Source organism: Pontibacter sp. JAM-7 (assembly GCF_048548695.2).
Classification (GTDB): Bacteria; Pseudomonadota; Gammaproteobacteria; order Pseudomonadales; family Balneatricaceae; genus Neptuniibacter.
On the sequence record NZ_JBLYIF020000006.1, the window covers coordinates 42,323 to 64,100 of the forward strand.

A 21,778-nucleotide genomic window follows, 5' to 3' on the forward strand; every position below is an offset into this window, starting at 1 on the left:
GCTTAAAGGTACGCATTCGCCAGGGTGTCGAGCTTGCCCTGAGCCGTAAGGATTAAATCGCAGAACTCTCTGGCGGCACCATTGCCACCCGCCCGGGTACTGCACCAATCAGCATGTTGTTGTACTAATGGGTGTCCATTTGGCACTGTGGCGCCTACCGCGCAGGTGCGAATGGCGCTGAGATCAGGCCAGTCGTCGCCAATGTAGGCGGTGCTATCTGAGGTGTGGCCAGTTTCTTGCCACAGTTCGGTGAGTGCGACCAGTTTATCTTCTCGGCTTTGTCGTAAATGGGTAATGCCAAGGGACTTGACGCGGTGTTCAACCTGGGGCGAGCGGCGCCCGGTGATAATCGCGGTTTCGATTCCAGTCTGCATCAGCAGCTTGATACCCAGTCCATCCAGAATATTGAACTGTTTCACTTCTTGGCCATCCGGCAGCATCAGTAACTGGCCGTTGGTCAGAATGCCATCTACATCAAACACGACCAGTCGAATCTGCTGCAACTTGCCAAGCAATTCAGGGGTTGGTGTTGTGTTCATCAGATCACTCCCGCTTTCAGCAAGTCATGCATGTTCAGTGCGCCAATAGGTCGGTTGTCGTGGTCGGTAACAATCAAGGCATTAATTTTTCGGCTATCCATGATCTGCAGGCACTCAGCAGCCAGGATATCAGGCTTAATGGTGGTGCAGTGGGTTGTCATTACCTTGTCGATTGGCGTGTTTTGCAGGTCTACGTTTTGATCAAGTGCTCGGCGTAAATCACCATCAGTAAAAATACCCTGCAGGACCCCTTGCTCAGAGACCACAGCGGTCATGCCCAGGCGCTTGCGGGTGACTTCTAGTAATGCTTCTTTCAGTGTTGTGCCGCTGCTGACAATCGGTACGTCAGTGCCAGCATGCATGACAGTTTCTGCTTTAAGTAACAGACGCCGACCCAAACTGCCGCCGGGGTGTGAAAAGGCGAAGTCTTCGGCACTGAACCCACGAGCTTCCAGCAGTGCGATCGCCAGTGCGTCGCCCATGACCAGCTGCGCGGTGGTACTGGATGTGGGTGCCAGATTGAGTGGGCATGCTTCCTGTTCGACACCGATATACAGGTGTGAGGCTGAGGCTTGAGCCAGCGTGGAGTTGCTATTGGCTGTGATGCTGATCAATGGCGCATTCATGCGTTTGATCAAGGGCAGGATGGTCACGACTTCTGCAGTTTCGCCGGAGTTGGAAAGTGCCAGCACAACATCTTGTTCAGTAAACATGCCCAGATCACCATGGCTGGCTTCGCCCGGGTGAACAAAAAAGGAGGGTGTGCCGGTACTGGCCAACGTGGCGGCAATTTTATTGCCGATATGCCCGGATTTTCCCATGCCGGTGACGATGACACGCCCTTGACAGTGCAGCATTAGGTCACAGGCCCGCAGGAAGTTATCGTCCAGATGACGTTCAATGTCGCGTACAGCTTCGGTCTCTAGGCGGACGGTACGTCTGGCCGATGCAAGAAAATCAGGTTGATTCATAAGGTTTGGCTAACTCTTCTCAGACAACAGTCATAGTGTATAGCAGCACCAGATATACTGCATAGGCTGCAGTTAACAGGCTGCCTTCGAGGCGGCTGATTGATGGTGGCTTTTGCCACAGAGCAAAGGCTAGCAGCAACAGGGTCAGGCCAAACATGACCATCGCATCTCGGTAAAACACTGCGGGTTCTAAGATGGTGGGGGACAACAGCCCCGGTACTGCCATGACAGCGACAAGGTTAAAAATATTCGATCCGACAACATTACCAATAGCGATATCATGGTGTTTTTTCAAGGCGCTGGCGACTGATGCGGCTAGCTCTGGCAGGCTGGTGCCGATCGCGACAATGGTTAGGCCGACGACCAATTCGCTAACGCCCATAGCAAAGGCAATTTCACTGGCGCCCCAGACAAGCAGTCTGGAACTGCCTGCCAGTACCACCAGACCCAGTATTAGCCAGAAAAAGGCCGGGCCGGTTGCCAGGTCAGGGAGCGCTTCGTCGTCTGATGCGATGGCATCAGTGCCGGCATTCTTTTGAAAGCGTGAAAACAGATATAGGCTGCCCGCCAGAGCCAACAGCAGAATAATGCTGTCCATGGGGCCCAGGTGCAGATTGAACAGTAATACGCAGGCCAGCAGAGTGATGGCCAGCAATAGTGGGATCTCTTTTTTCAGAATGCCAGATTTCACTGGCAGCGGGGCGATTAGCGCAGTAATACCAAGTACCAGGGCGATGTTGGCAATGTTGGAGCCGAGCGCATTACCCACTGCCAAAGAGCCAGAATCGTTCAGCGAGGCCATGACTGAAACCAGTATTTCCGGTGCAGATGTACCAAAGGAAACAATTGTCAGGCCGATCAATAATGGCGACATGCCAAGGTTGCGAGCAGTGGCTGCGGCGCCGGCGACAAAACGGTCTGCGCTCCAGACCAGTAAAGTCAGGCCAGCAAGTACGGCGAGTACGGGATAAAGCATAGGGTCCATCTCAGGCTATTCACGAGGCGGCTATTAAACCAAAATGTACCGTGGCTTTAAATCGTTCTTCGCGGCCATTTTGCTCTGGCCGCGGGCTATATTTCTGTTTTTACTATGTAATGGTATAGTCTCAGCCCTTGTCGGAGCCTCGGTGGATTGACTGTGCGCAGGCTCTTGCTGGTGATTTCAAGTGTATGGAACTCTATGAAACCTTTTGAAGATGTCATTATCGATATCCAGGGCTTGTCTTTCTCCCGGGCCGGACGTCCGATTTTTCGTAATATCGATCTGCAGATACCCCGGGGCAAGATCACCGCGATCATGGGACCCTCTGGAACCGGGAAGACGACGCTGCTAAAGCTTATCGGTGGCCAGCTCAAGCCGGATAGCGGCGATATTGTTATGGATGGCGCGCATATTCCCCGTTTAGGTCGCCGGGAGTTGTTTGAAATTCGTGAACGCATGGGCATGCTGTTTCAAAGTGGGGCTCTGTTTACGGATATGTCGGTATATGAAAACGTGGCGTTTCCGATCCGGGTGCATACTGATCTGCCAGAGCAGATGATTCGTGATGTGGTATTGATGAAGCTCAATGCGGTCGGTCTGCGTGGCGCTAAAGATTTGATGCCCAGTGAACTGTCAGGCGGTATGGCGCGTAGGGTAGCATTGGCGCGTGCGATCGCTCTGGATCCGGACCTGGTCATGTATGACGAACCTTTTACCGGCCAAGACCCCATCGCTATGGGTGTTCTGGTTAACCTTATCCGCCGGCTCAATGAAGCACTGGGGCATACCAGTATTATCGTGTCGCATGATATTCAGGAAACGCTGGGTATTGCTGATTACATTTACCTGATTGCGGATACTGAAGTCGTTGCTCAGGGTACGCCACAGGAACTGAGGGATGTTGATTCAGCGAAGGTTAAACAGTTTATGCAAGGCTTACCGGATGGACCGGTACCGTTCCACTTTCCCGCAGAGGATTATGTGGGCGAGTTGATGCAGGAGGCGCGTTGATGGATCAATTGGCTCAGATAGGCCGAGGCACGCTGGATAAGCTGGCTTCTGTCGGCCGCTCCGGTATTGTTTTAGTGCATGCGCTTGTTGCAAAGCCTCAGCCTAGGATGATGTTTCCTTTGTTGTTGCAGCAGATCTACTTCGTTGGTGTGTTGTCACTGGTTATCATTGTAGTCTCGGGCTTATTTATTGGCATGGTGTTAGGCCTACAGGGTTACACTATTCTGGTCGACTATGGTTCCGAGCAGGCGGTAGGTCAGATGGTTGCGCTGAGTTTGGTGCGTGAGTTAGCGCCGGTAGTGACTGCTTTGTTGTTTGCCGGTCGAGCGGGTTCTGCATTGACGGCTGAAATTGGTTTAATGAAGGCCACAGAGCAGCTGTCCAGTCTGGAAATGATCGGGGTTGATCCATTGCGGCGGATCATCGCACCACGTTTTTGGGCTGGTTTTTTCTGCATGCCAGTACTGGCAGCAATTTTCTCAGTGGTTGGTATTTATGGCGGTGCGCTGGTGGGTATCGAATGGCTGGGCATATATGAAGGCTCGTTCTGGGCCAATATGCAGCACTCAGTGGACTTCAGTAATGATGTCCTGAACGGTCTGATTAAAGCGGTGGTGTTTGGCTTTGTTGTGACGTGGATTGCTGTGTTTCAGGGATACGACTGTGTTCCAACTTCTGAAGGGATCAGCCAGGCAACAACTCGTACTGTGGTGTTTTCATCACTGGCGGTGCTGGCGTTGGATTTTGTACTTACAGCTTTGATGTTCGGAGAACTTTAATATGCGGATCACAGAGATCAGCGTGGGTGCCTTTCTATTGGCAGGGATTATCGCATTGGTGGTTTTGGCGCTGAATGTCAGTGGGCTGAATGTGTCCAACGCCGAAGGCACTTACACGGTTTATGCTCGGTTTGAAAATATTGGCGGTTTGACCGCGCGGTCTAAAGTCACCATGTCTGGTGTGCAGATTGGCCGGGTGACCAATATAGAACTGGATGAGCAGATGCTGATGGCGCGGGTAGAGATGCAGATCTTTAATAGTGTGGATTATTTAACCAAAGATACTTCCGCCATGATTCTGACAGCCGGTCTGCTGGGGGAAAAATACATCGGTGTTTCCGTTGGTGCTGAGGATGAGGTGCTGAAGGAAGGCGATTATATCAGTGATACCCAGTCAGCGTTGGTATTGGAAGATCTGGTGGGTAAATTCTTGTTAAACAAGGCGAGTGAGTAAAGATCATGAAAGGTTTTGCAACTGCAATTAAGCATTCGTGTGTGACTCTGGCCCTGATGTTGTTGTGTATTGGGCAGGTAAATGCAAGCTGGCAGGAGGCCAGTGCGGTGGTGGACGATAAGTCCAGCCAGATGATTGAACTGTTGAATGATGAGTCCCTGAAGGCCCCTGAGCGTGAGCCGGATTTGATTGCAGCCATCGATAGTGTTTTGGCACCGGTAGTGGACTTTGATTATATCTCCCGTGTCGTGATGGGGAAATATTTCCGTCGTGCGACGCCCGAACAGCACAAGCACTTCTCTGGTGTGTTCAAAACGACTTTGCTGAAAACTTACGCCAGGGCGATGGTGGGGTTCAGTATTACCGGCTATGAAATTCAACAGCCTCGTGTTGATAGTCCTGAACCCGGCAAGCAGGTTGTGACTGTGGATATTATCGGGGATACCGGTACCCGCTACGGTGTGGTGTATTACATGGTTAAAGAAGAAACTAGCTGGCGGCTGGTGAACGTGCTGGTGGATGGCGTAAACCTCAGGCTGACGTTCAAAAATCAGTTTGCTGATATTATTCAACGCAGTAATGGTGATGTTGGTCAGGCGATCACTAACTGGGAAAATATGGTTGACCCGGGCAAAGGTGGCGCCTGATATGGCTGAGGTGCAGCTGCAGGAGAAGAACTGTCTTGCCTTGCAAGGACCCTTGCGGTTCAGTGATATTGTGCCACTGCAGCAGCAAGCTGAGCGCTTGCTTTCAGGTTTGCAGGGTGAGGTCAGGGTTGATTTTTCTGAGGTGACCACGGTTGATAGCTCAGCGTTGTCGTTTTGGCTTTGTTGTCAGCGTAAAAGCCGTGAGCTTGGGGTTGCGATTCAGGCGGTTGCAGTGCCGGATGAACTATTGTCAATTGCCAGACTGGTCGGTTTGGATCATGAGTTGAACTAGTGATCGTAATCCCTGAAGCAGGATCATAAGGCGGTGCTTGGCATCGCCTTTTTTATTGTCTTCCGGTATGATTGAGCGCCTGATTTTATTGACAGTGCGGAGAACATTGCATGCAAGCGGAAGAGGTCAAGCAGATCCTGGAAGCACAGTTAGAAAACTGCGTAGTGACCACAGCTGGCGAAGGTTGCGATTTTCAGGTGACAGTGGTGGGCGATCTATTTGAGGGCCTACGCCCGGTGAAGTCGCAGCAGCTTGTTTATGCCTGTCTTAAAGAGCATATTGCCAATGGCACGATTCACGCTCTGACCATCAAAACGTATACGCCTGCCCAGTGGCAGACGGTCCAGAACTAATACCCAGTCCGGATAACCCGATGGATAAACTAATTATTACCGGTGGTGAGCAACTCTCTGGTGAGGTGCGCATCTCTGGTGCCAAGAACTCGGCCTTGCCAATTCTGGCAGCGACACTGTTGGCAGATAAACCCGTTACCGTGTGCAACCTGCCTCACCTGCATGACATTACTACCATGCTGGAGTTGTTGCGACGCATGGGTGTCGAACTGGTTATTGACGAAAAGCTCAGTGTTGAAGTGGATGCCACCACAATTAAGTCCTTGTGTGCGCCCTATGAGCTGGTCAAAACCATGCGTGCATCTATCCTGGTGCTAGGGCCTATGCTGGCTCACTTTGGTGAAGCGGAAGTCTCTCTGCCAGGTGGCTGTGCTATTGGTTCGCGTCCGGTGGATCTGCATATTCAGGGTCTGCGGGCCATGGGTGCAGACATCACTGTTGAAGGTGGTTATATTCGTGCACGCAGCAATGGTCGCCTCAAGGGTGCCCGAGTGTTTTTCGATACGGTGACAGTTACCGGCACCGAAAATATTCTCATGGCGGCGACGTTGGCTGACGGTCAAACCATTATTGAAAATGCTGCCCGGGAACCTGAGATCACTGATTTGGCGCAGTGCCTGATCGCCATGGGTGCTGATATTACCGGGCATGGTACCGATACTATTATTGTGAACGGTGTTGAGTCACTGCATGGTTGCACCTACTCAGTGGTTGCCGACCGTATTGAAACTGGCACCTACCTGACGGCAGTGGCGGCGACTCGTGGCAATATCCGGATAAAAAATACCTCGCCGCTGATTCTGGATGCAGTATTACAGAAGTTGGAAGAGGCGGGCGCTTGTATCAGTACCGGTGAAGACTGGATTGATCTCGATATGAAGGGCAATCGTCCTAAAGCGGTGAATATTACGACTGCACCTTATCCGGCTTTCCCGACAGATATGCAGGCGCAATTTTCTGCTATGAATGCGGTCTCTGAAGGGGTCAGTATTCTGAAAGAAACCATATTTGAAAACCGCTTTATGCACATGCAGGAAATGATGCGCATGGGGGCGAAAATTACCATTGATGGTAATACCGCTGTGGTCGAAGGGGTTGAGCGTTTGCAGGGGGCGCCAGTGATGGCAACCGACCTGCGTGCCTCTGCCAGTCTGGTTATTGCAGGGCTGGTTGCCAATGGTGATACGGTGATTGATCGCATCTACCACATCGACCGTGGTTATGAATGTATTGAGGAAAAACTGCAGCTCCTCGGTGCACGTATCAAACGTGTTCCGGGCTGAGGGCTAGGAAGACCATGAAGCAACAACTGACCATTGCGCTATCCAAGGGACGTATCTTGGATGAAACCCTGCCTTTGCTGGAAGAAGCAGGCATTGTGCCGGCAGAAGATATTCATAAAAGCCGTAAACTGATCTTTGCTACCAATCATGACAACATCAAACTGGTTGTCATCCGGGCGACCGATGTGCCTACGTACGTGGAGTACGGTGGTGCGGATATGGGTGTTGCGGGTAAAGATGTGCTGATGGAGCATGGTGCTGCAGGGTTATATGAACCTTTGGACCTGAATATCTCGCGGTGCCGGTTGATGGTGGCAGGTCCCAAGAACGCTGAACCTGTTCAGGGCCGCATGAAGGTGGCCAGCAAGTTTGTTAATGTCACTCGAGACTACTTCGCTAAGCAGGGTACTCAAGTTGATATCATCAAACTCTATGGTGCTATGGAGCTTGCGCCCATTCTAGGCTTGGCTGACCGCATTGTTGATATTGTTGATACCGGCAATACCTTGCGGGCCAATGGTCTTGAACCGATGGAAGAGATTGCCGATATCAGCTCCAGGCTGGTGGTGGGGCAACCTTCCATGAAAATGAAATATCGCCAGATTCAGCCGATTCTGGACAAGCTGACCGCGGCAGTTGAACGTCGTCGGATGGAGGCTAACGCATGAGCCAACTAGCGCTAACGAAACTCGATTCTACTCAGCCTGACTTTAATCAGCAGCTGGATCGTTTACTGGCGTGGGAATCGGTGTCTGATGGCAAGGTAAACCAGGTTGTCAACGAGATCTTGCATCGTGTGCGTACTGAAGGTGATGCCGCTGTGCTGGAATACACCGAGCGCTTTGATAACTGTCCCGCTGCCAGTATGGCAGAGCTGGAAATGTCAAAAGAACGCCTGCATCAGTCTCTCGATAACTTGCCGACAGAGCAGCGTCAAGCGCTGGAAGTGGCTGCTGACCGGGTACGTAGTTACCATGAACGCCAGAAAGGTGAGTCATGGAGTTACACCGAAGCCGATGGCACCATGTTGGGCCAGCAAGTTACTCCAGTGGATAAAGTAGGTTTATATGTGCCCGGCGGTAAGGCGGCATATCCATCTTCAGTGCTGATGAATGCGCTCCCGGCCAAAGTGGCGGGTGTTGCAGAGATCATCATGGTTGTGCCAACCCCCGGTGGTGAGGTCAATGAGCTGGTATTGGCGGCGGCAGCGTTATCAGGTGTGGATCGGGTATTCTGTGTCGGTGGTGCGCAGGCTGTGGCTGCTTTGGCTTATGGTACTGAGACAGTGCCTAAAGTCGACAAGATCGTTGGCCCGGGCAATATCTTCGTTGCCACGGCCAAACGTGCTGTGTTCGGAGCGGTGGGCATTGACATGATTGCCGGTCCTTCCGAAATTCTGGTGGTGTGTGATGGGCAAACCGATCCTGATTGGGTCGCCATGGATCTGTTCTCCCAAGCGGAGCATGATGAGGATGCCCAGCCGATTTTGGTTAGCCCGGACGCTGAATTTATTGCAGCGGTGGAAGCCAGCATCAATAAACTGTTACCAACAATGGAACGCAAAGCGATTATCGAGCCGTCGATGGTTAATCGTGCCGCGTTGATCAAGGTTAAGGATATGGATGAGGCGTGTGAGGTCTCTAATCGTATAGCACCGGAGCACCTTGAGCTGTCTGTTGCTGATCCTGAAAGCTTGCTGCCAAAAATTCGCCATGCGGGTGCCATTTTTATGGGGCGCTACACCGCAGAGGCTCTGGGTGATTACTGTGCAGGTCCCAATCACGTGCTGCCAACATCCGGTACTGCGAGATTCTCTTCGCCCTTGGGTGTGTATGATTTCCAGAAGCGCTCTTCGCTGATTATGTTCTCTCATGACGGCGCTTCTGAGATGGGTAAAGTGGCGTCAGTATTGGCGCGGGGTGAAAGCTTGACTGCCCATGCGCGTTCTGCCGAGTACCGCATCAAGGATTAACGGATTAATCAGGGGGGCTTTAGCCTCCCTTCTTTTTGTCAGTATGTTGGACGTAGGGCTGTTTTATCTTCACTTATGTCAAAATATTGTGGGCAGGGTGAAGGTTAGCGTGCATATCAATCAAGACTATCTATTTTGGCGTAAAGACTTGTTTTTCAAGTTGATATTTGGCTTGAACAGCTTGTTGGTGTTTTGGTTTCTTGCGAACAGCATTGTCGGCAATAAATCTCCAGCGACCTCACTTTTGTTGCTGTGCAGCCTGCTGTTTTTAATCCCGAGTCTGAAAAAAATACCTCAAATATGGTCTAGCCAGAAATGGTGGATCATCAGTCTGTTTGCGTTTGGGCTTTTTCATCTATTGCACTTGTGGGCTCATGCCGTCCCATTGGGTGACGATTATGATAAACCGGCTAAGGCTGTGGCTGCCGTTTTTATCTTCCTGTACCTGCTGCGGTATGGCTTCAGTCATCAGGTTGTCGGTATTGCTATAGCGATTGCGGCGTTGGCTGCTGGTGGCTATGCCATTTATGAAAAGTTCATTCTTGAGCTGCCTAGGGCAGGCACCATGACAAACCCTATCCGGTATGGGTATCTGGTAATCACAGTAAGCCTGATCTGTTTTTTTTATATCGGAATATATAAAAACCGTTGGTTTCGATTGTTGTTTTTGATGGCGGGTTGCGTGGGGGCCGTGGGTGCATATGCAACGGGCACCAGAGGCATTGCGCTTATTCTTTTAGCAGTAATACTGTTCCTGATTTGGCAAGTTCTTCGCAGAGGCTACATATCAAGACTGAAGTTAGTCATGTTGATCACAGTGTTCATTTCAGTTTTGGTCTTGATTGCGGCAAATGCTAATATTTTTGACCGCGCAGTTAAAAGAACACAAATGGAAGTACAAAGAACTCTGGATGGAAATTTGAATACAGGGGTGGGACATCGGCTCCAAATGTGGCATACCGCACTTTATCTGGGTGTTAGTGAACCTCTAACTGGGGCAGGCACAGACTATGTCCAGATCAGGCAAAAAGCGTCGGCGTTTATCGAGCAGCATGGATATGACCCCGGTGTATTAGTTAGATATGGTCATTTCCATAACCAGTACCTTGATGCGTTTGCCAAACAGGGTATTCCTGGGGTCATAGTCTGGTGCCTGCTGTTAGCTGGGGCTTTGATCGGTATGAGAACTCGTTATCGGTACGCTGTACTGATAATCGTTGCAACCTTGGCTGTGGGTGGATTAACAGAAGCAGTGCTGAGAAGCAGTAGGTTGTTTTATCTGATGGTGATTGGTATCAGTATTTTCAGGTGCCTTGACTATTTTGAGTGGGAGAAAGGCGCTGGTCAGTTTTCACTGCACAACAACCATTGCATTGGTAAAGCTTAAGTTTTATTACGGTCCTTCTCGAATAGTTGAGAGGTCTTGCTTTGTTCGGCTTGAGGCGAGCAGAGCTCCAATTTTACGCGGAATCGCTAGTCCATATCATCTGTCTGTTAATTCTGGAACGTTTTCTGTAAATATTTTGTAGATAGTTGATACAAAATATCTAATACTGCGCGCTAACTTATCCGCTGTCTCGGTTATTGGTATGGGTTTGAAAAAAGAGTTGCTGAAGTTGTTCGGTAGGGGTAACAAACGCAAGTCTAGTAAAGGGCAAGAGGTCTTCGCAGGTGAAATAAAGGCCGTTCGATCGGGTGTTGCGGCTTATAAAGTCGATCATCAGCCGGCCCAGCAGCACTCTCCGTTGCTCCGGCGGAACACTCATCGTCTCGAGAAAGGTCTGTGTTTTCCAAATGCGAAAAAAACTTTCGCAGAAAAGTATATTGGTGAAACAGTCCAGGCATATCAAGCGGCAGTATCTTCCGGTTGTCATGATGAGGCAGAGCTTGAGTGGTCTAATGCTGTCTTGAGTCGCTATTTTGATACCGTTGAGAAAAGTGACGATAAAGTTGCTCTGGCTTATCAGGCGTTTCGACAGATTGTTGTTGCACATATATCAGGCTCAGATAAAACTCCGTTCTCATTTCGTGAGATAACACACGACAGTGGTTTCGATGCTGATCGTTTCCTTCAATTATGTGAAAACAGAGTCTCTTGCCGCTGGTTTGAAGATCGAAAGGTTATGCGGCATCAGGTTGAGCATGCCGTCAGCTGTGCGACGCAGGCAGCATCTGCCTGCAACAGGCAGCCGTATCGTTATTTGTTAATAGAAAATCCTTGTATCAAACAGCAGATCGTAAACCTGCCCTTTGGTACTGCGGGGTTTGGTAATGAGCTGCCACATTTGATTATGGTGTTGGGAGACCTTTCTAATTTTGCACTAGCGCGTGACCGGCATCTGATTTATATAGATTCAGCATTGGCAACATCTCAACTTATGCTGGGCTTTACTGCGCAAGGGTTGGCCAGTGTGCCGATTAATTGGCCTGATGTGGAGGCCAATCACCAGTCTGCCCGGGATTTGCTTGATTTAGAAAGTTTCCATGTGCCTATTATGTTAGTCGGTTTTGGCTACCCTGACCCGGATGCCTTAATTCCTTTTTCACAAAAAAAATCACCCCAAAGTTTGTTAAAGGTTTATGAGTAAAAAGCGTCCAGTTTATATAGAGTTGATTGGCATTGGTTTACCTAACCGTGGTGCTGAGCTATTGGCTCGTGCTGTGATGCAGTCATGCAATAAGCAGTTTGGTAATTGTATATTTGCTACGGCCCAGAAGCTCCCGGAGCCGGAACTTAAAAAGTTGGGTATTAAGCGGTGCTTAAAGAATGGTGCCGGCCGCTTACAGAGCCTGCTCAGCACACTAAAAACAAACAGACTGACGAAAAGTCAGCGGCGGCCTTCTATTTATCGCGCTTTTTCTTGGTTGCCACGCGAACAAAGAGATCGCCTGGATATTGTTCTGGAGCAAGATGTTGATCTGGTGATCGATGCTTCAGGGTTTGCCTATGGAGATTATTGGGGCAGTGCTAAGGCGCAGCGGCGCTTGGAAGACCGCAGAGCCGGTTGGCAAGCACAGAATAAGCCTCTGGTTTTCCTGCCTCAGTCCTTTGGGCCATTTGACACTGATGGCTTTAAAACCAGTTTAAAACCTAGTCTCGACTGTGCGGCTTGTGTTTGTGTCCGGGATCGACAATCAGCTCAGTATTTAGTGCCCTTTATTAAGAAAGCCAGACTTTACCCTGATATTACTTTCCTTTTGGATTGTGGTACTTCATTGCCTGCCACTAAGCCATATTCTTTATTTATCCCCAATAATAAAGTCTTGGAGGCGGGTGCAGTTGATCATGCAGAATATATCTCCGTAGCGAGGGAGTTCATCAGGTTATCCAGGCAGTTAAATGTCGAACCGATTATGCTGAATCATGAGGGTGTGAAAGATCTGGCAATATGCCAACAGCTCTCTGACCTTGATCAGGTGCGGGTGCTTAATCCTGCGGACGCTTTGTTGATTAAGGCTTACATCGCTGGGGCTGAGTTTGTGTTTTCATCCCGGTATCATGGTGTGGTATCGAGCCTGGCAACTGAAACCCCTGTGGTGGTATTTGGTTGGAGTCATAAATATCGAGAGTTGCTGCAGGACTTTGGCTTGGAGCATTGGTTGATTGATGATATTCATCAGGCTTCTAAAGTGTTGGGAGAATTCTGTGCCCCTCCTGCACTGGCAGAAATACGTGGCAAAATTAATGGCCACTTGCCATGGGTGCGCCAGCAACTGAATGAGATGTGGCGCTGGATATTTTCTAGTGTCCACCTGCCCAGACTGTAGTGTGTGAACTGTTTTTGTGTTCTCAGTGTTGAGTAGCCTTCGTTTGGGTACAGGCGCTTCAGTCACCACAGTTAGAAATCTAACATTAAGAATTTAACAGGCAGCTTTGGTCTATGGTAGATATCTGTATTTGCGTTTGCACATGTCAGCGTGGTGAATTGCTCAAAACCTGCCTTGCAAGTCTCGCAGCAGTGAGTGTGCAAGGTTTTCAACTGTCTGTTCTTATCGTCGACAATGATGCTGACCGTTCTGCGGAGTCTCTGGTCAACGGCTTTAATGAATCATTTCCTTTTCCATTACGTTATGTCTGTGAAGCAAAACGCGGCATTCCCTGTGCTCGAAACCGTGCAGTGGAGGACGTTCTTCAGCAGGGCAGCGACTATCTGGTGTTTATTGATGATGATGAATGGGTAGAGCCTGACTGGCTGCTTAAGCTGTTTCAGCTGTGTCAGGAAAATAGCGGTGAGGTGGTTGTGTCAGGTGGTGTAATGTCAGAACTTCCTACGGAAACGCCGCCGGAGATCAGGGCGCTATTTAACAAGCGTCTAAACAGCCATGCGCGTGGCAAACGGCTTGAATCATGTGCGACCAATAATGTTTTGGTACCAATGGCGGCCATCAAACAACACTCCCTTAGGTTTGATGAATCCCGGCCATTGGCAGGTGGCACTGACGTCATTTTCTTTAAAGAAGCGACTGCCAAAGGCGTGCGTATTTTAAAGTGTCCAGACGCATTGGTGCATGAGATTATTCCTGTTAGCAGAACCCGCCTAGGCTGGTTGTCCAAGCGTAAGTACCGGGCAGGTATCACTGAAGCATGGCGTAAGAAAAAAAATGGTCGCGCTGTATTTGGTATCTTTGTTTCGGCGCTGTTTCAGATCGTTGTTTTATGTTGCAAGGCGGGGGTATCTGCGTTGTTTGGACGCAAAGTCGCCAGAAATCAGAGTTGGTTAAAAGCTTGTCGGGCTTTGGGCGTGGCGGCTGGTGTATTTGGCGTTGAAGTAGATAGTTATCGCCAGATCGATGGCTGAAAGCCTCCAGCGCCAACTGATTGATTATTGTGCAGGCCTTTGTAACGGACGTTCACCAATTGAGATCGTTAGTGTTTCGCTCTTCCCGTCACGCAGAATATCGATAGCGATGGTTTCACCCGGTCGATAACGAGCCACCTCGATCATTGAGCGGCGGCCATTCATAATTGGTTTTTTATCGATGCTGAGCATGATATCACCCGGTTGTAATCCGCCTTTATGAGCCGGACTATCGCGAAAAACTCCCGCAATAATAAGCCCCTGCATCTCCTTCAGGCCGAATGATTCAGCCAGCCGGGGAGTCATTTCCTGTACTTCGATACCGAGCCAGCCACGAATAACCCGGCCGTTATTGATCAGGTCCTTCATTACTTGTTCAGTCAGGCTGGATGGGATAGCAAAGCCGATGCCCTGAGAGCCGCCTGATTTAGAAAATATTGCGGTATTGATACCGATCAGATTGCCTTGGGCATCAATGAGCGCGCCGCCGGAATTTCCGGGGTTGATGGCTGCATCGGTCTGGATGAAGTTTTCGTAGGTATTGATGCCTAGACTATTGCGCTCGGTTGCACTGATAATACCCATTGTTACGGTCTGGCCCACTCCAAAGGGGTTGCCGATCGCCAGAACGACATCGCCAACCCGGATGTTGTCAGAATTATTCAGGCTTATTACCGGAAGCTCTTTGAGTTCAATTTTCAGCAACGCTAAATCGGTTTCCGGATCGGTACCGATGACTTCGGCAATCGCTTCACGGCCATCCTTCAGGGCGACGACAATGCTGTCAGCACCTGCAATGACATGGTTGTTGGTGGCGATATATCCCTGATCACTGAGAATTACCCCTGATCCCAGGCTGGACTGAATGCGTTCGCGTTGTGGGATGCTGTCGTCATCAAAAAAACGCCGAAAAAACGGATCGTTAAATAATGGGTGAACGCTCTGTTTGATGACCGTACGGGTATAGATATTAACCACTGCTGGTGAGGCCAGCTCCACGGCATCCGCATAGCTAAAGGGACCGCTTGCTGACGCTGTAGGGTGGGAGCCAGAAGTGCGGTGTAATGTCAGGCCAGTGCTGCCTCCATTCGTGAGGGCAGGGAAGTACTGAAGCAGCAGCAAGGCAACCAGTATTCCTGATAAAACCGGCCAGAATAGAAAATTAAATTTACGCATGGTGTTTGGTTGCAACTGCTGAAAGATTCATAGGATTATACGTTGTGAATAAATATTGTGAATGGCTTAGCGCAGATGGCAACAAAACTTAACGAAATCATTCAGCACCTCGAGCAGCTATTGCAGCCGGACATGTATGCAGATTATTGCCCTAATGGTTTGCAAGTGGAAGGGTGCAGTGATGTGCGTAAAATTGTGACTGGCGTGACTGCGTCCCAGGCGCTAATTGATGCAGCCATTGCTGCTGATGCTGATATGCTTCTGGTGCACCACGGTTTTTTCTGGAAAGGAGAGAGCAGCTGCATTACGGGGATTAAAAGGCGCCGTATACGTGCTTTGCTGCAACACGATATCAGTTTGGTCGCCTACCATTTGCCTTTGGATGCTCATTCTGAGCTGGGCAATAACGTGCAATTGGCGCAACGGCTTGGGGTCAAGGTGACTGGCCCGTTGGAACCCGGCAGTGCGCGAAGCATCGGATTGGTGGGGGAGCTGACAAACCCTGTCGAGCCAGAAGTGTTTTGCCGGACCGTGGCGGCTGTTTTGCACCGTTCCCCGCAATTAATTACGGGCGGTGGCCACTTGATTAAAACAGTTGGCTGGTGCACAGGTGCAGCACAAGGGTACATTGATAAAGCCATTGCTTTGGGGTTGGATGCGTTTTTGTCTGGTGAAATTTCAGAACCAACGGTGCATAGTGCGCGTGAAAACGGTATTCACTATATTGCAGCCGGTCACCATGCCACAGAGCGTTATGGCGTTCAGGCACTGGGTGAAGCACTGGCGCAAACGTTTGAAGTGGAGCATCAGTTTATAGAAATAGAAAACCCGGTTTAAGCCGGGTTTTTGTGTGCTTCAGGAGGCAGCCTTACTTGGCTCTGGCGTTTCCTCTTCAGGCAGTTTTTTATCATCTACCCCGTAATTTTCAGACAGCGTGCCGGCATCACCCGGTGCTTTAGGGGCGTAATCGCGGGGCGGTTCTGCATTGCCACTCTGGTCGGAATCTTCCTGGGCTAGCTGGGGCTTGATAGAAGATTCGAGGGAGCGGACAATCTCTTCAGACTGACACAGTTGCTGTGCCCCACCAGCCAGGTGTTGGTATACATCTTTATAACTGTCAGTGAGATTGTTAAACAAGTTTGCAGTTTTGCTGAAGTGCTGCGCTACATCTTCACGGTAATTTTCCAGCGCCTGCCGGGCCTCTTCCAATTCTTCTTCTAACTCGGCCTGGCGGTTATCCTGCGGGCTGTTGCGGCCCAACATGTAACCAATAACAGCGCCCACGATTAGGGCAACCAGACTCATCAACCAAAGATTTTCCACATGTGCTCCTTTCATCACCTGTGCGGGTTTTCGTTAGTCATTATAAATGACTCTGAGCTTCTGGACAGGTGCATTGTGCGAAAACTACAAACAGTGGGCTATAACCGTTTAGTCGTGTCTATGGGCGTGTGCTTGTTGGGCTTCGTGCTGTAGTCGTTCCAGGTAGTCAAGCTGCTCCAGCATGATGTTTGTCGCCAAAGCCGTATTGCGGCTATGCACTGCATCTAATAAACGGCGGTGTTGGTTCAGGATGACAGCTCGCTCGCGGAAATGATATGCCAGCATATTCGCCACAGGTTGCAGTGCTTCGATCAAACAATACATGACAAAACCCAACATCCGGTTGTGGCTAGCATCGACTAGGGTGCGGTGGAACTGCACATCGGCGGCACAAAACGCCTCAGCACTGATCTGTGAATCGCTCTGCTTACCGAGTGCGTTTTCCAGCCGCTGGAGGTCTTTATCTGTGCGATTCTGACAAGCCAGGCGACAGCAGAGCGTTTCCATCTCTTTGCGGGTCTCACTGATCTCTTCTAAAGAGATATTGTTCATGCTGACAAACATTGTTGTTGCTGTGACCAGGCTATCGCTTAGCTCTGCAGCACCTAGCTCATTAACAAAGGTGCCACCCGCAGGGCCACGTTTTGAACGAACCAGTTTTTTTGCTGCGAGCCGTTTCATGGCTTCGCGAATGGTGGCCCGTGAAACACTGAAGCGTTTTGACATCTCCTCTTCGGTGGGCAAGCGGTCATTTGCCCTGAGGCTGCCTTCCATAATGGCGTCTTCAAGCTGATCTGCGATCTGCTTAGAGAGACTGGTGCGTTGAACGGGTTCAAGCTCAATGGTCATAGGGGCCACAACAATGATTCGAGTTTTGCCTATTATAAACACTGTTGATGATATTTTCACAATAATATATATTTGTATGACAAATAGATAATAACCTGAGAAGGTGGGTAAAATGTTCAAAGCGTTGGTACTGGAACAAGACAGTGACAAAAAGACATTGGCAGAAATTAAAAATCTGTCCGAAACGGACCTGCCGGCAGGTGATGTGCTGATTAAGGTTGCGTATTCCTCATTGAATTATAAGGATGGCCTGGCAGTTACCGGGTTAGGCAAGATTATTCGTCAGTTCCCGATGGTACCGGGGATTGATTTTGTGGGTACCGTAGAAAAGAGCTCTGACAGTCGATACCAGCCTGGCATGTCAGTGGTACTGACCGGTTGGGGTGTGGGTGAGCAGTACTGGGGTGGTTTTTCACAGTATGCCCGTGTTAACGGTGACTGGCTGGTGCCCTTACCTGAAGATATGACAGCGTTGCGCACTATGGAGATTGGCACCGCCGGGCTTACGGCGATGTTGTGCGTACTTGCTCTTGAAGAGGGTGGCCTGACCCCGGAGTCTGGTCCAATCATCGTGAGTGGAGCTGCAGGTGGGGTTGGTAGTATCGCTGTGGTGCTGTTGTCTAAGCTTGGCTATGAGGTCGCTGCTATTACGGGTCGTCCAGAAACTGGAGACTACCTGAAACAGCTCGGGGCTAGCCAAATTCTGACACGTGCCGAAATGGCGGAGCCTGCCCGTCCACTGGAAAAACAACGTTGGGCCGGTGGTATCGATACGGTGGGTGATACGATTCTTGCCCGTATCCTAGCCGAAACCGACTACAGTGGTACCGTTGCTGCCTGCGGCCTGGCAGCCAGCTTTAAGCTGCCGTCAACTGTGATGCCGTTTATTCTGCGTAATGTGCGTTTGCAGGGTGTTGATTCCGTTAGTTGCCCATATGAGCGCCGTCGTTTAGCCTGGCAGCGGTTGCAGGATCTGCTACCTGCCGAGCTGTCCGGTAATGTGACCAACATTATTGGACTGGATCAGGTGCCGGATTATGCCCAGCGGATTGTGCAGGGCCAGGTGCGTGGGCGTGTCGTGGTGGATATGCAACGCTAATTAGCCAAATAGACCGTCCTGTCTGGGCTGGATCAGTATCGGCAGATACCGAATCAGGAAAAACAGCCAGCCCAGGCTCCATAATATCGCTGTCAGACTGAGTCCTGTTGTATACGTCAGCGGCAGACTTGGTAGGCTGATGCGCAGCAGTGCAGCAATCGCCATCAGGCTGAACGCGGTGGTTATGACTCTGCAACTTGCCAGAGATCGTCCGGTATGGCCCAGTGATACTCGTGCCATCATCCCCAGAGTCAGGCAACCAATACCCCCCGCAGCGAAGGCGTGTATTGCACTGCTGCTACCGACTACGTCAAGCAAGCTAAGGCCATACAATACAAAGCCTAATGCGATAAAGCCGTAACCAAGGTGCAGTATCCACAGCAGTGGCTGGGACAATAGTTGGCGGTTAAACCAGCCTGCCACTCTGACGCTGTTCATAAAACCCAGTACCAGCGTGACTACTGCCGCAAGTTTTGTCAGCGGACTCAGGGCCAATAACAACCCTAGAACTGTCAGGGGTAGAAGACTTTTTTCCAGCCAGGTAAACCGTTTACAGGTAATGCCGGAAATGGCCCGTTCGGTGAAGAAAGGGATCACTCTGCCACCCATTAATGTCATGATCAGCACTACCAGAAACAGCGCCAACAGTAAGCCCGACTGACGGGTATGGCTGGTAACGCCCATAATATCGAGATGAACCAGTAAATTGGCGAACCAAAAAGCACTGAGTAGAACCAGGAACATCAGGTTACGGTAGTTACGCGCTTGCCATATAGGTACGGCCAAGCTGATGATCAGCAGGGGGAGAAAACTCAGGTCAATCACCGCCAGTAAGATATCAGGCACGCCAGGTAACCAGGGCAGGATTCTTGCTGCCAGCCAGAGCAACGCCAGTAATGCTAAAGGCAAACCCTGGAGTGTGTTTTGTGACGTCCAGTTACGCACGGCGGTCAATAAAAAACCGGCAATGATTGCCAGCGCAAAACCAAATAACATCTCATGACCATGCCAGGTGACTCCGTCTGGGTAATAGTCTGGCTGGAGATGCTGCCAGTACACTGCCAGCCACAGAGGGATAAGCAAACAAGCTAACACTGCGCCGGCCAGAAAGAAGGGCCGGAATCCTAAGTAAAACAGAGCAAAGCGCCCCGGAATTTGACGTTCTTGCAGTGGAATCATATCGACTTTCCTGTGCATGCAATAAAGATGCAATTAAAATACATGTTATGGTTTATTTTAACCATGATCTCGATCATTTTTCCTGATCAGGTTGCAAATTAATGCTAATTGCAGACTTCATGCGAGCAAACGCTTAATATGTCCGCATAGCCCGTTTGGGTTAAATTACGTTTTTTGCAGGAGTCAGGCGGGTCTATGCCGCTTAATACAACCCTTAACAGAATTCAGCAAAATCTGAGCAGTCTGGGTGACCTTCCGGTGTTTAGTAACACCCTGGCTCGGATCAAGCAGATCAGCAACTCTGAAGAAAGTGATGCCATGGCGCTGGCGATGGCAGTCATGAAAGACCCCAATTTGACGGCGCGTTTACTCACACTGGCCAACTCTTCCACTTATCATCGTGGCTCCGGGCCCATCAAAGTGGTTTCCCGGGCAGTGGTGCTACTTGGCTTCAATCAGATTAAGAATCTGACAATGACGTTGAAGTTAATAGAGCAGTTTCAGAATACCCATCCCGATCTTGATGTGCCTCAGTTACTGGTTCGTGCGGTGTTGTCCGCTAATCTGGCGCGTGAACTGGCGGTGCAGAGCCGTCGTCGGGTGGATGCGGAAGAAGCCTATATCAGTGCACTGTTGTTGAATATTGGTGAAATTATTGTCGCCTGCACTCTGCCGGATACGTACCGTAACATGCTGGCTCAAAAAGCGATGGGGGCCCGTTCATGGGCCGAGGTGCAGCAAGACGTACTAGGCAGTAGTTTTAGTCACCTGGGCCAGGAATTGGCGGCCAGTTGGGGTTATTCGGGCGAGGTGATGACCCAGTTACGTAATGACAATTTTGATCCGCGTAAGAGTAGTGCCAGTGCCACAGCTGCGGTATCCAGTGTCAGCGGGGAGTTGTTGCAACACTTGTTTGATCCGGAGGAGACGGATCGAAGCTTTACTGATCTGGTTGATAAAATGGCAGAGATTACTCAACTGCCAACTGATCATGTATCTGATGTGGTTTTAGATAGTTTCAAAAAGGTGACCAAGGTCTGCCGGGATATGGGATTGAGCCAGAAGCTCCTGGTACCTGACTATGCAGAGACTGGCGAAGATGAACGCGATGACCTGATTCGACAGGTATCGTTTTTGGTACATAGCGAAGCGGAATCGGAATCTTCGAATCAGCAAGTAAGTTATCAGCTGCATAATGTCATGCAGGAAAATGACCGCCAGAAAAAAGTACTTGAGTATTTACGCAGCTTCGCTCAATTGCTGGCAACAGGCGACCAACTGCATGCAGTGTTTAAGTTGTTTGTTGATGCTGTGGATGCCTGCACCGGATTTGACCGGGTCATCATTGGTTTGATGGATGCACAGGGTAAATCAATTTCAGTGAAATTGTTGGCGGGTAGACAGACTGAGCCGCTGCAGGATTACTTCCAGCGTCAGCGTACCGGAGGCCCGGATGATCTCTTCTTTAAGGTGATTCAGTTGCAGAATACTTTTTTAGTTGAGGATGCGATCGATTCAGGTTGGCAGCAACGGCTGCCGCCAAGTTTCAGAGCGCAGGTGAACTGCAAAGGTTTTGTCCTGGAACCGTTGACCCGGGGTAAGCGGGCAGTGGGTATGCTGTATGCCGATTACCTGTCTGATCGCGACGCGATTAATGCTGAAGACTTTGAAGGGTTTATGCAGATGGCAGGGCAGGTCCGGCTGGCATTGAACCACGCCGGCCGAACTGGATAAGCGTACGTTACTCTTCTGTCATGCCGCGAAAGAAAGACTTAGTGCCTTCCCAGGCGTTTTTGCTGGCTTCAACACCGGAATCAACCAGATCACCACCAAAATCAACTGCGGTTTCGGCACCATGTTGCGTAGAGCAGAGCGCGCGTTTACCCGCGCAGCGTGATTTACAGCCGAGCTGGGCGGCTTCGTTTTGTTCATGTTTTAAGTTGCATTCATTGATACACATATTTTGCTCAAGTGGACAGTCCGCCATCGCTATGTGTGATGAAGCAGTTAATATGGCCATCAGGAGCAGGGTAAATAAACGTTTCACGGTACATTCCCTTATGTTTTTTA

The 21,778-nt window shown here is 50.1% G+C and carries 24 protein-coding genes; 16 read left to right on the forward strand and 8 right to left on the reverse strand.

Features of this window, described 5'->3' with window-relative positions:
* Window positions 1-2 precede the first annotated feature (2 nt).
* Genes ACFVYJ_RS09355 through ACFVYJ_RS09365 form a run of 3 tightly spaced genes read right to left on the reverse strand, consistent with a single transcriptional unit; the run spans window position 3 to window position 2,495 of the window.
* Entirely contained in the window at window positions 3-539 is a 537-nt protein-coding gene (locus ACFVYJ_RS09355; RefSeq protein ID WP_419415302.1) for a KdsC family phosphatase, read from the reverse strand.
* Window positions 539-1,510, reverse strand: a complete 972-nt coding sequence (locus ACFVYJ_RS09360; protein WP_419415301.1) for a KpsF/GutQ family sugar-phosphate isomerase — start codon at window positions 1,508-1,510, stop codon at window positions 539-541. The genes ACFVYJ_RS09355 and ACFVYJ_RS09360 overlap by 1 nt, the downstream gene beginning before the upstream one ends.
* Window positions 1,511-1,529: 19 nt before the next feature.
* Window positions 1,530-2,495, reverse strand: coding sequence for a calcium/sodium antiporter (locus ACFVYJ_RS09365; protein ID WP_419415300.1), 966 nt, complete (start codon window positions 2,493-2,495; stop codon window positions 1,530-1,532).
* Between the two features lie 195 nt (window positions 2,496-2,690).
* Here ACFVYJ_RS09365 and ACFVYJ_RS09370 point away from each other — a divergent pair, with 195 nt between their 5' ends.
* From ACFVYJ_RS09370 to ACFVYJ_RS09430, 13 genes are all read left to right on the forward strand, one after another.
* The gene (locus ACFVYJ_RS09370; protein ID WP_419415299.1) at window positions 2,691-3,503 is read left to right on the forward strand and encodes an ATP-binding cassette domain-containing protein; all 813 of its coding nucleotides are present in this window, start codon (window positions 2,691-2,693) and stop codon (window positions 3,501-3,503) included.
* Window positions 3,503-4,282, forward strand: a complete 780-nt coding sequence (mlaE, locus tag ACFVYJ_RS09375) for a lipid asymmetry maintenance ABC transporter permease subunit MlaE (RefSeq protein WP_419415298.1) — start codon at window positions 3,503-3,505, stop codon at window positions 4,280-4,282. The genes ACFVYJ_RS09370 and mlaE overlap by 1 nt, the downstream gene beginning before the upstream one ends.
* A 1-nt stretch (window position 4,283) precedes the next feature.
* A complete protein-coding gene (mlaD, locus tag ACFVYJ_RS09380; protein ID WP_419415297.1) occupies window positions 4,284-4,736 on the forward strand; it encodes an outer membrane lipid asymmetry maintenance protein MlaD in 453 nt (150 codons plus the stop codon).
* Window positions 4,737-4,741: 5 nt separating this feature from the next.
* Entirely contained in the window at window positions 4,742-5,383 is a 642-nt protein-coding gene (locus ACFVYJ_RS09385) for an MlaC/ttg2D family ABC transporter substrate-binding protein (protein ID WP_419415296.1), read from the forward strand.
* Between the two features lies 1 nt (window position 5,384).
* A complete protein-coding gene (locus ACFVYJ_RS09390; protein WP_419415295.1) occupies window positions 5,385-5,675 on the forward strand; it encodes an STAS domain-containing protein in 291 nt (96 codons plus the stop codon).
* A 110-nt stretch (window positions 5,676-5,785) separates the two neighbouring features.
* Window positions 5,786-6,028 (forward strand): BolA family protein, encoded by a 243-nt coding sequence (locus ACFVYJ_RS09395; RefSeq protein WP_419415294.1) that lies wholly within the window; start codon window positions 5,786-5,788, stop codon window positions 6,026-6,028.
* Between the two features lie 20 nt (window positions 6,029-6,048).
* Window positions 6,049-7,311, forward strand: a complete 1,263-nt coding sequence (gene murA, locus ACFVYJ_RS09400) for a UDP-N-acetylglucosamine 1-carboxyvinyltransferase (protein WP_419415293.1) — start codon at window positions 6,049-6,051, stop codon at window positions 7,309-7,311.
* 14 nt (window positions 7,312-7,325) lie between these two features.
* On the forward strand, window positions 7,326-7,979 hold the full coding sequence (gene hisG / locus ACFVYJ_RS09405) for an ATP phosphoribosyltransferase (RefSeq protein ID WP_419415292.1): 654 nt from the start codon (window positions 7,326-7,328) through the stop codon (window positions 7,977-7,979).
* Window positions 7,976-9,283: a histidinol dehydrogenase gene (gene hisD / locus ACFVYJ_RS09410; protein WP_419415291.1), complete on the forward strand. Its 1,308-nt coding sequence runs from the start codon at window positions 7,976-7,978 to the stop codon at window positions 9,281-9,283. Before hisG ends, hisD begins: the two co-directional genes overlap by 4 nt.
* Before the next feature lie 109 nt (window positions 9,284-9,392).
* Entirely contained in the window at window positions 9,393-10,670 is a 1,278-nt protein-coding gene (locus ACFVYJ_RS09415) for an O-antigen ligase family protein (RefSeq protein WP_419415290.1), read from the forward strand.
* A 202-nt stretch (window positions 10,671-10,872) separates the two neighbouring features.
* Window positions 10,873-11,871, forward strand: coding sequence for a nitroreductase family protein (locus ACFVYJ_RS09420; protein ID WP_419415289.1), 999 nt, complete (start codon window positions 10,873-10,875; stop codon window positions 11,869-11,871).
* A complete protein-coding gene (locus tag ACFVYJ_RS09425; RefSeq protein ID WP_419415288.1) occupies window positions 11,864-13,051 on the forward strand; it encodes a polysaccharide pyruvyl transferase family protein in 1,188 nt (395 codons plus the stop codon). Before ACFVYJ_RS09420 ends, ACFVYJ_RS09425 begins: the two co-directional genes overlap by 8 nt.
* 113 nt (window positions 13,052-13,164) lie before the next feature.
* Window positions 13,165-14,082: a glycosyltransferase family 2 protein gene (locus ACFVYJ_RS09430; RefSeq protein WP_419415287.1), complete on the forward strand. Its 918-nt coding sequence runs from the start codon at window positions 13,165-13,167 to the stop codon at window positions 14,080-14,082.
* 24 nt (window positions 14,083-14,106) lie between these two features.
* On the opposite strand, the gene ACFVYJ_RS09435 is transcribed toward ACFVYJ_RS09430, so the two are convergent.
* Window positions 14,107-15,258 carry a Do family serine endopeptidase gene (locus tag ACFVYJ_RS09435; protein WP_419415286.1) on the reverse strand — a complete coding sequence of 384 codons (1,152 nt, stop codon included), beginning with the start codon at window positions 15,256-15,258 and terminating at the stop codon, window positions 14,107-14,109.
* Window positions 15,259-15,333: 75 nt separating this feature from the next.
* Between ACFVYJ_RS09435 and ACFVYJ_RS09440 the strand changes: the two genes are divergently transcribed.
* Complete coding sequence (locus ACFVYJ_RS09440) at window positions 15,334-16,095, forward strand: Nif3-like dinuclear metal center hexameric protein (protein WP_419415285.1); 762 nt, start codon at window positions 15,334-15,336, stop codon at window positions 16,093-16,095.
* 18 nt (window positions 16,096-16,113) lie between these two features.
* Here the strand turns inward: ACFVYJ_RS09440 and ACFVYJ_RS09445 are convergent, their stop codons facing one another.
* Together ACFVYJ_RS09445 and ACFVYJ_RS09450 are read right to left on the reverse strand one after the other, a co-directional pair.
* Window positions 16,114-16,581: a Z-ring associated ZapG family protein gene (locus tag ACFVYJ_RS09445; protein WP_463255209.1), complete on the reverse strand. Its 468-nt coding sequence runs from the start codon at window positions 16,579-16,581 to the stop codon at window positions 16,114-16,116.
* 108 nt (window positions 16,582-16,689) lie between these two features.
* The gene (locus ACFVYJ_RS09450; protein WP_419415283.1) at window positions 16,690-17,430 is read right to left on the reverse strand and encodes a FadR/GntR family transcriptional regulator; all 741 of its coding nucleotides are present in this window, start codon (window positions 17,428-17,430) and stop codon (window positions 16,690-16,692) included.
* Window positions 17,431-17,542: 112 nt separating this feature from the next.
* Here ACFVYJ_RS09450 and acuI point away from each other — a divergent pair, with 112 nt between their 5' ends.
* On the forward strand, window positions 17,543-18,529 hold the full coding sequence (gene acuI, locus ACFVYJ_RS09455; protein ID WP_419415282.1) for an acrylyl-CoA reductase (NADPH): 987 nt from the start codon (window positions 17,543-17,545) through the stop codon (window positions 18,527-18,529).
* On the opposite strand, the gene ACFVYJ_RS09460 is transcribed toward acuI, so the two are convergent.
* The gene (locus ACFVYJ_RS09460; RefSeq protein WP_419415281.1) at window positions 18,530-19,708 is read right to left on the reverse strand and encodes an NnrS family protein; all 1,179 of its coding nucleotides are present in this window, start codon (window positions 19,706-19,708) and stop codon (window positions 18,530-18,532) included. It lies immediately after the preceding gene.
* A 195-nt stretch (window positions 19,709-19,903) separates the two neighbouring features.
* Here ACFVYJ_RS09460 and ACFVYJ_RS09465 point away from each other — a divergent pair, with 195 nt between their 5' ends.
* The gene (locus tag ACFVYJ_RS09465) at window positions 19,904-21,442 is read left to right on the forward strand and encodes an HDOD domain-containing protein (protein WP_419415280.1); all 1,539 of its coding nucleotides are present in this window, start codon (window positions 19,904-19,906) and stop codon (window positions 21,440-21,442) included.
* Between the two features lie 7 nt (window positions 21,443-21,449).
* On the opposite strand, the gene ACFVYJ_RS09470 is transcribed toward ACFVYJ_RS09465, so the two are convergent.
* Window positions 21,450-21,755: a hypothetical protein gene (locus ACFVYJ_RS09470; RefSeq protein ID WP_419415279.1), complete on the reverse strand. Its 306-nt coding sequence runs from the start codon at window positions 21,753-21,755 to the stop codon at window positions 21,450-21,452.
* Window positions 21,756-21,778: the final 23 nt, after the last annotated feature.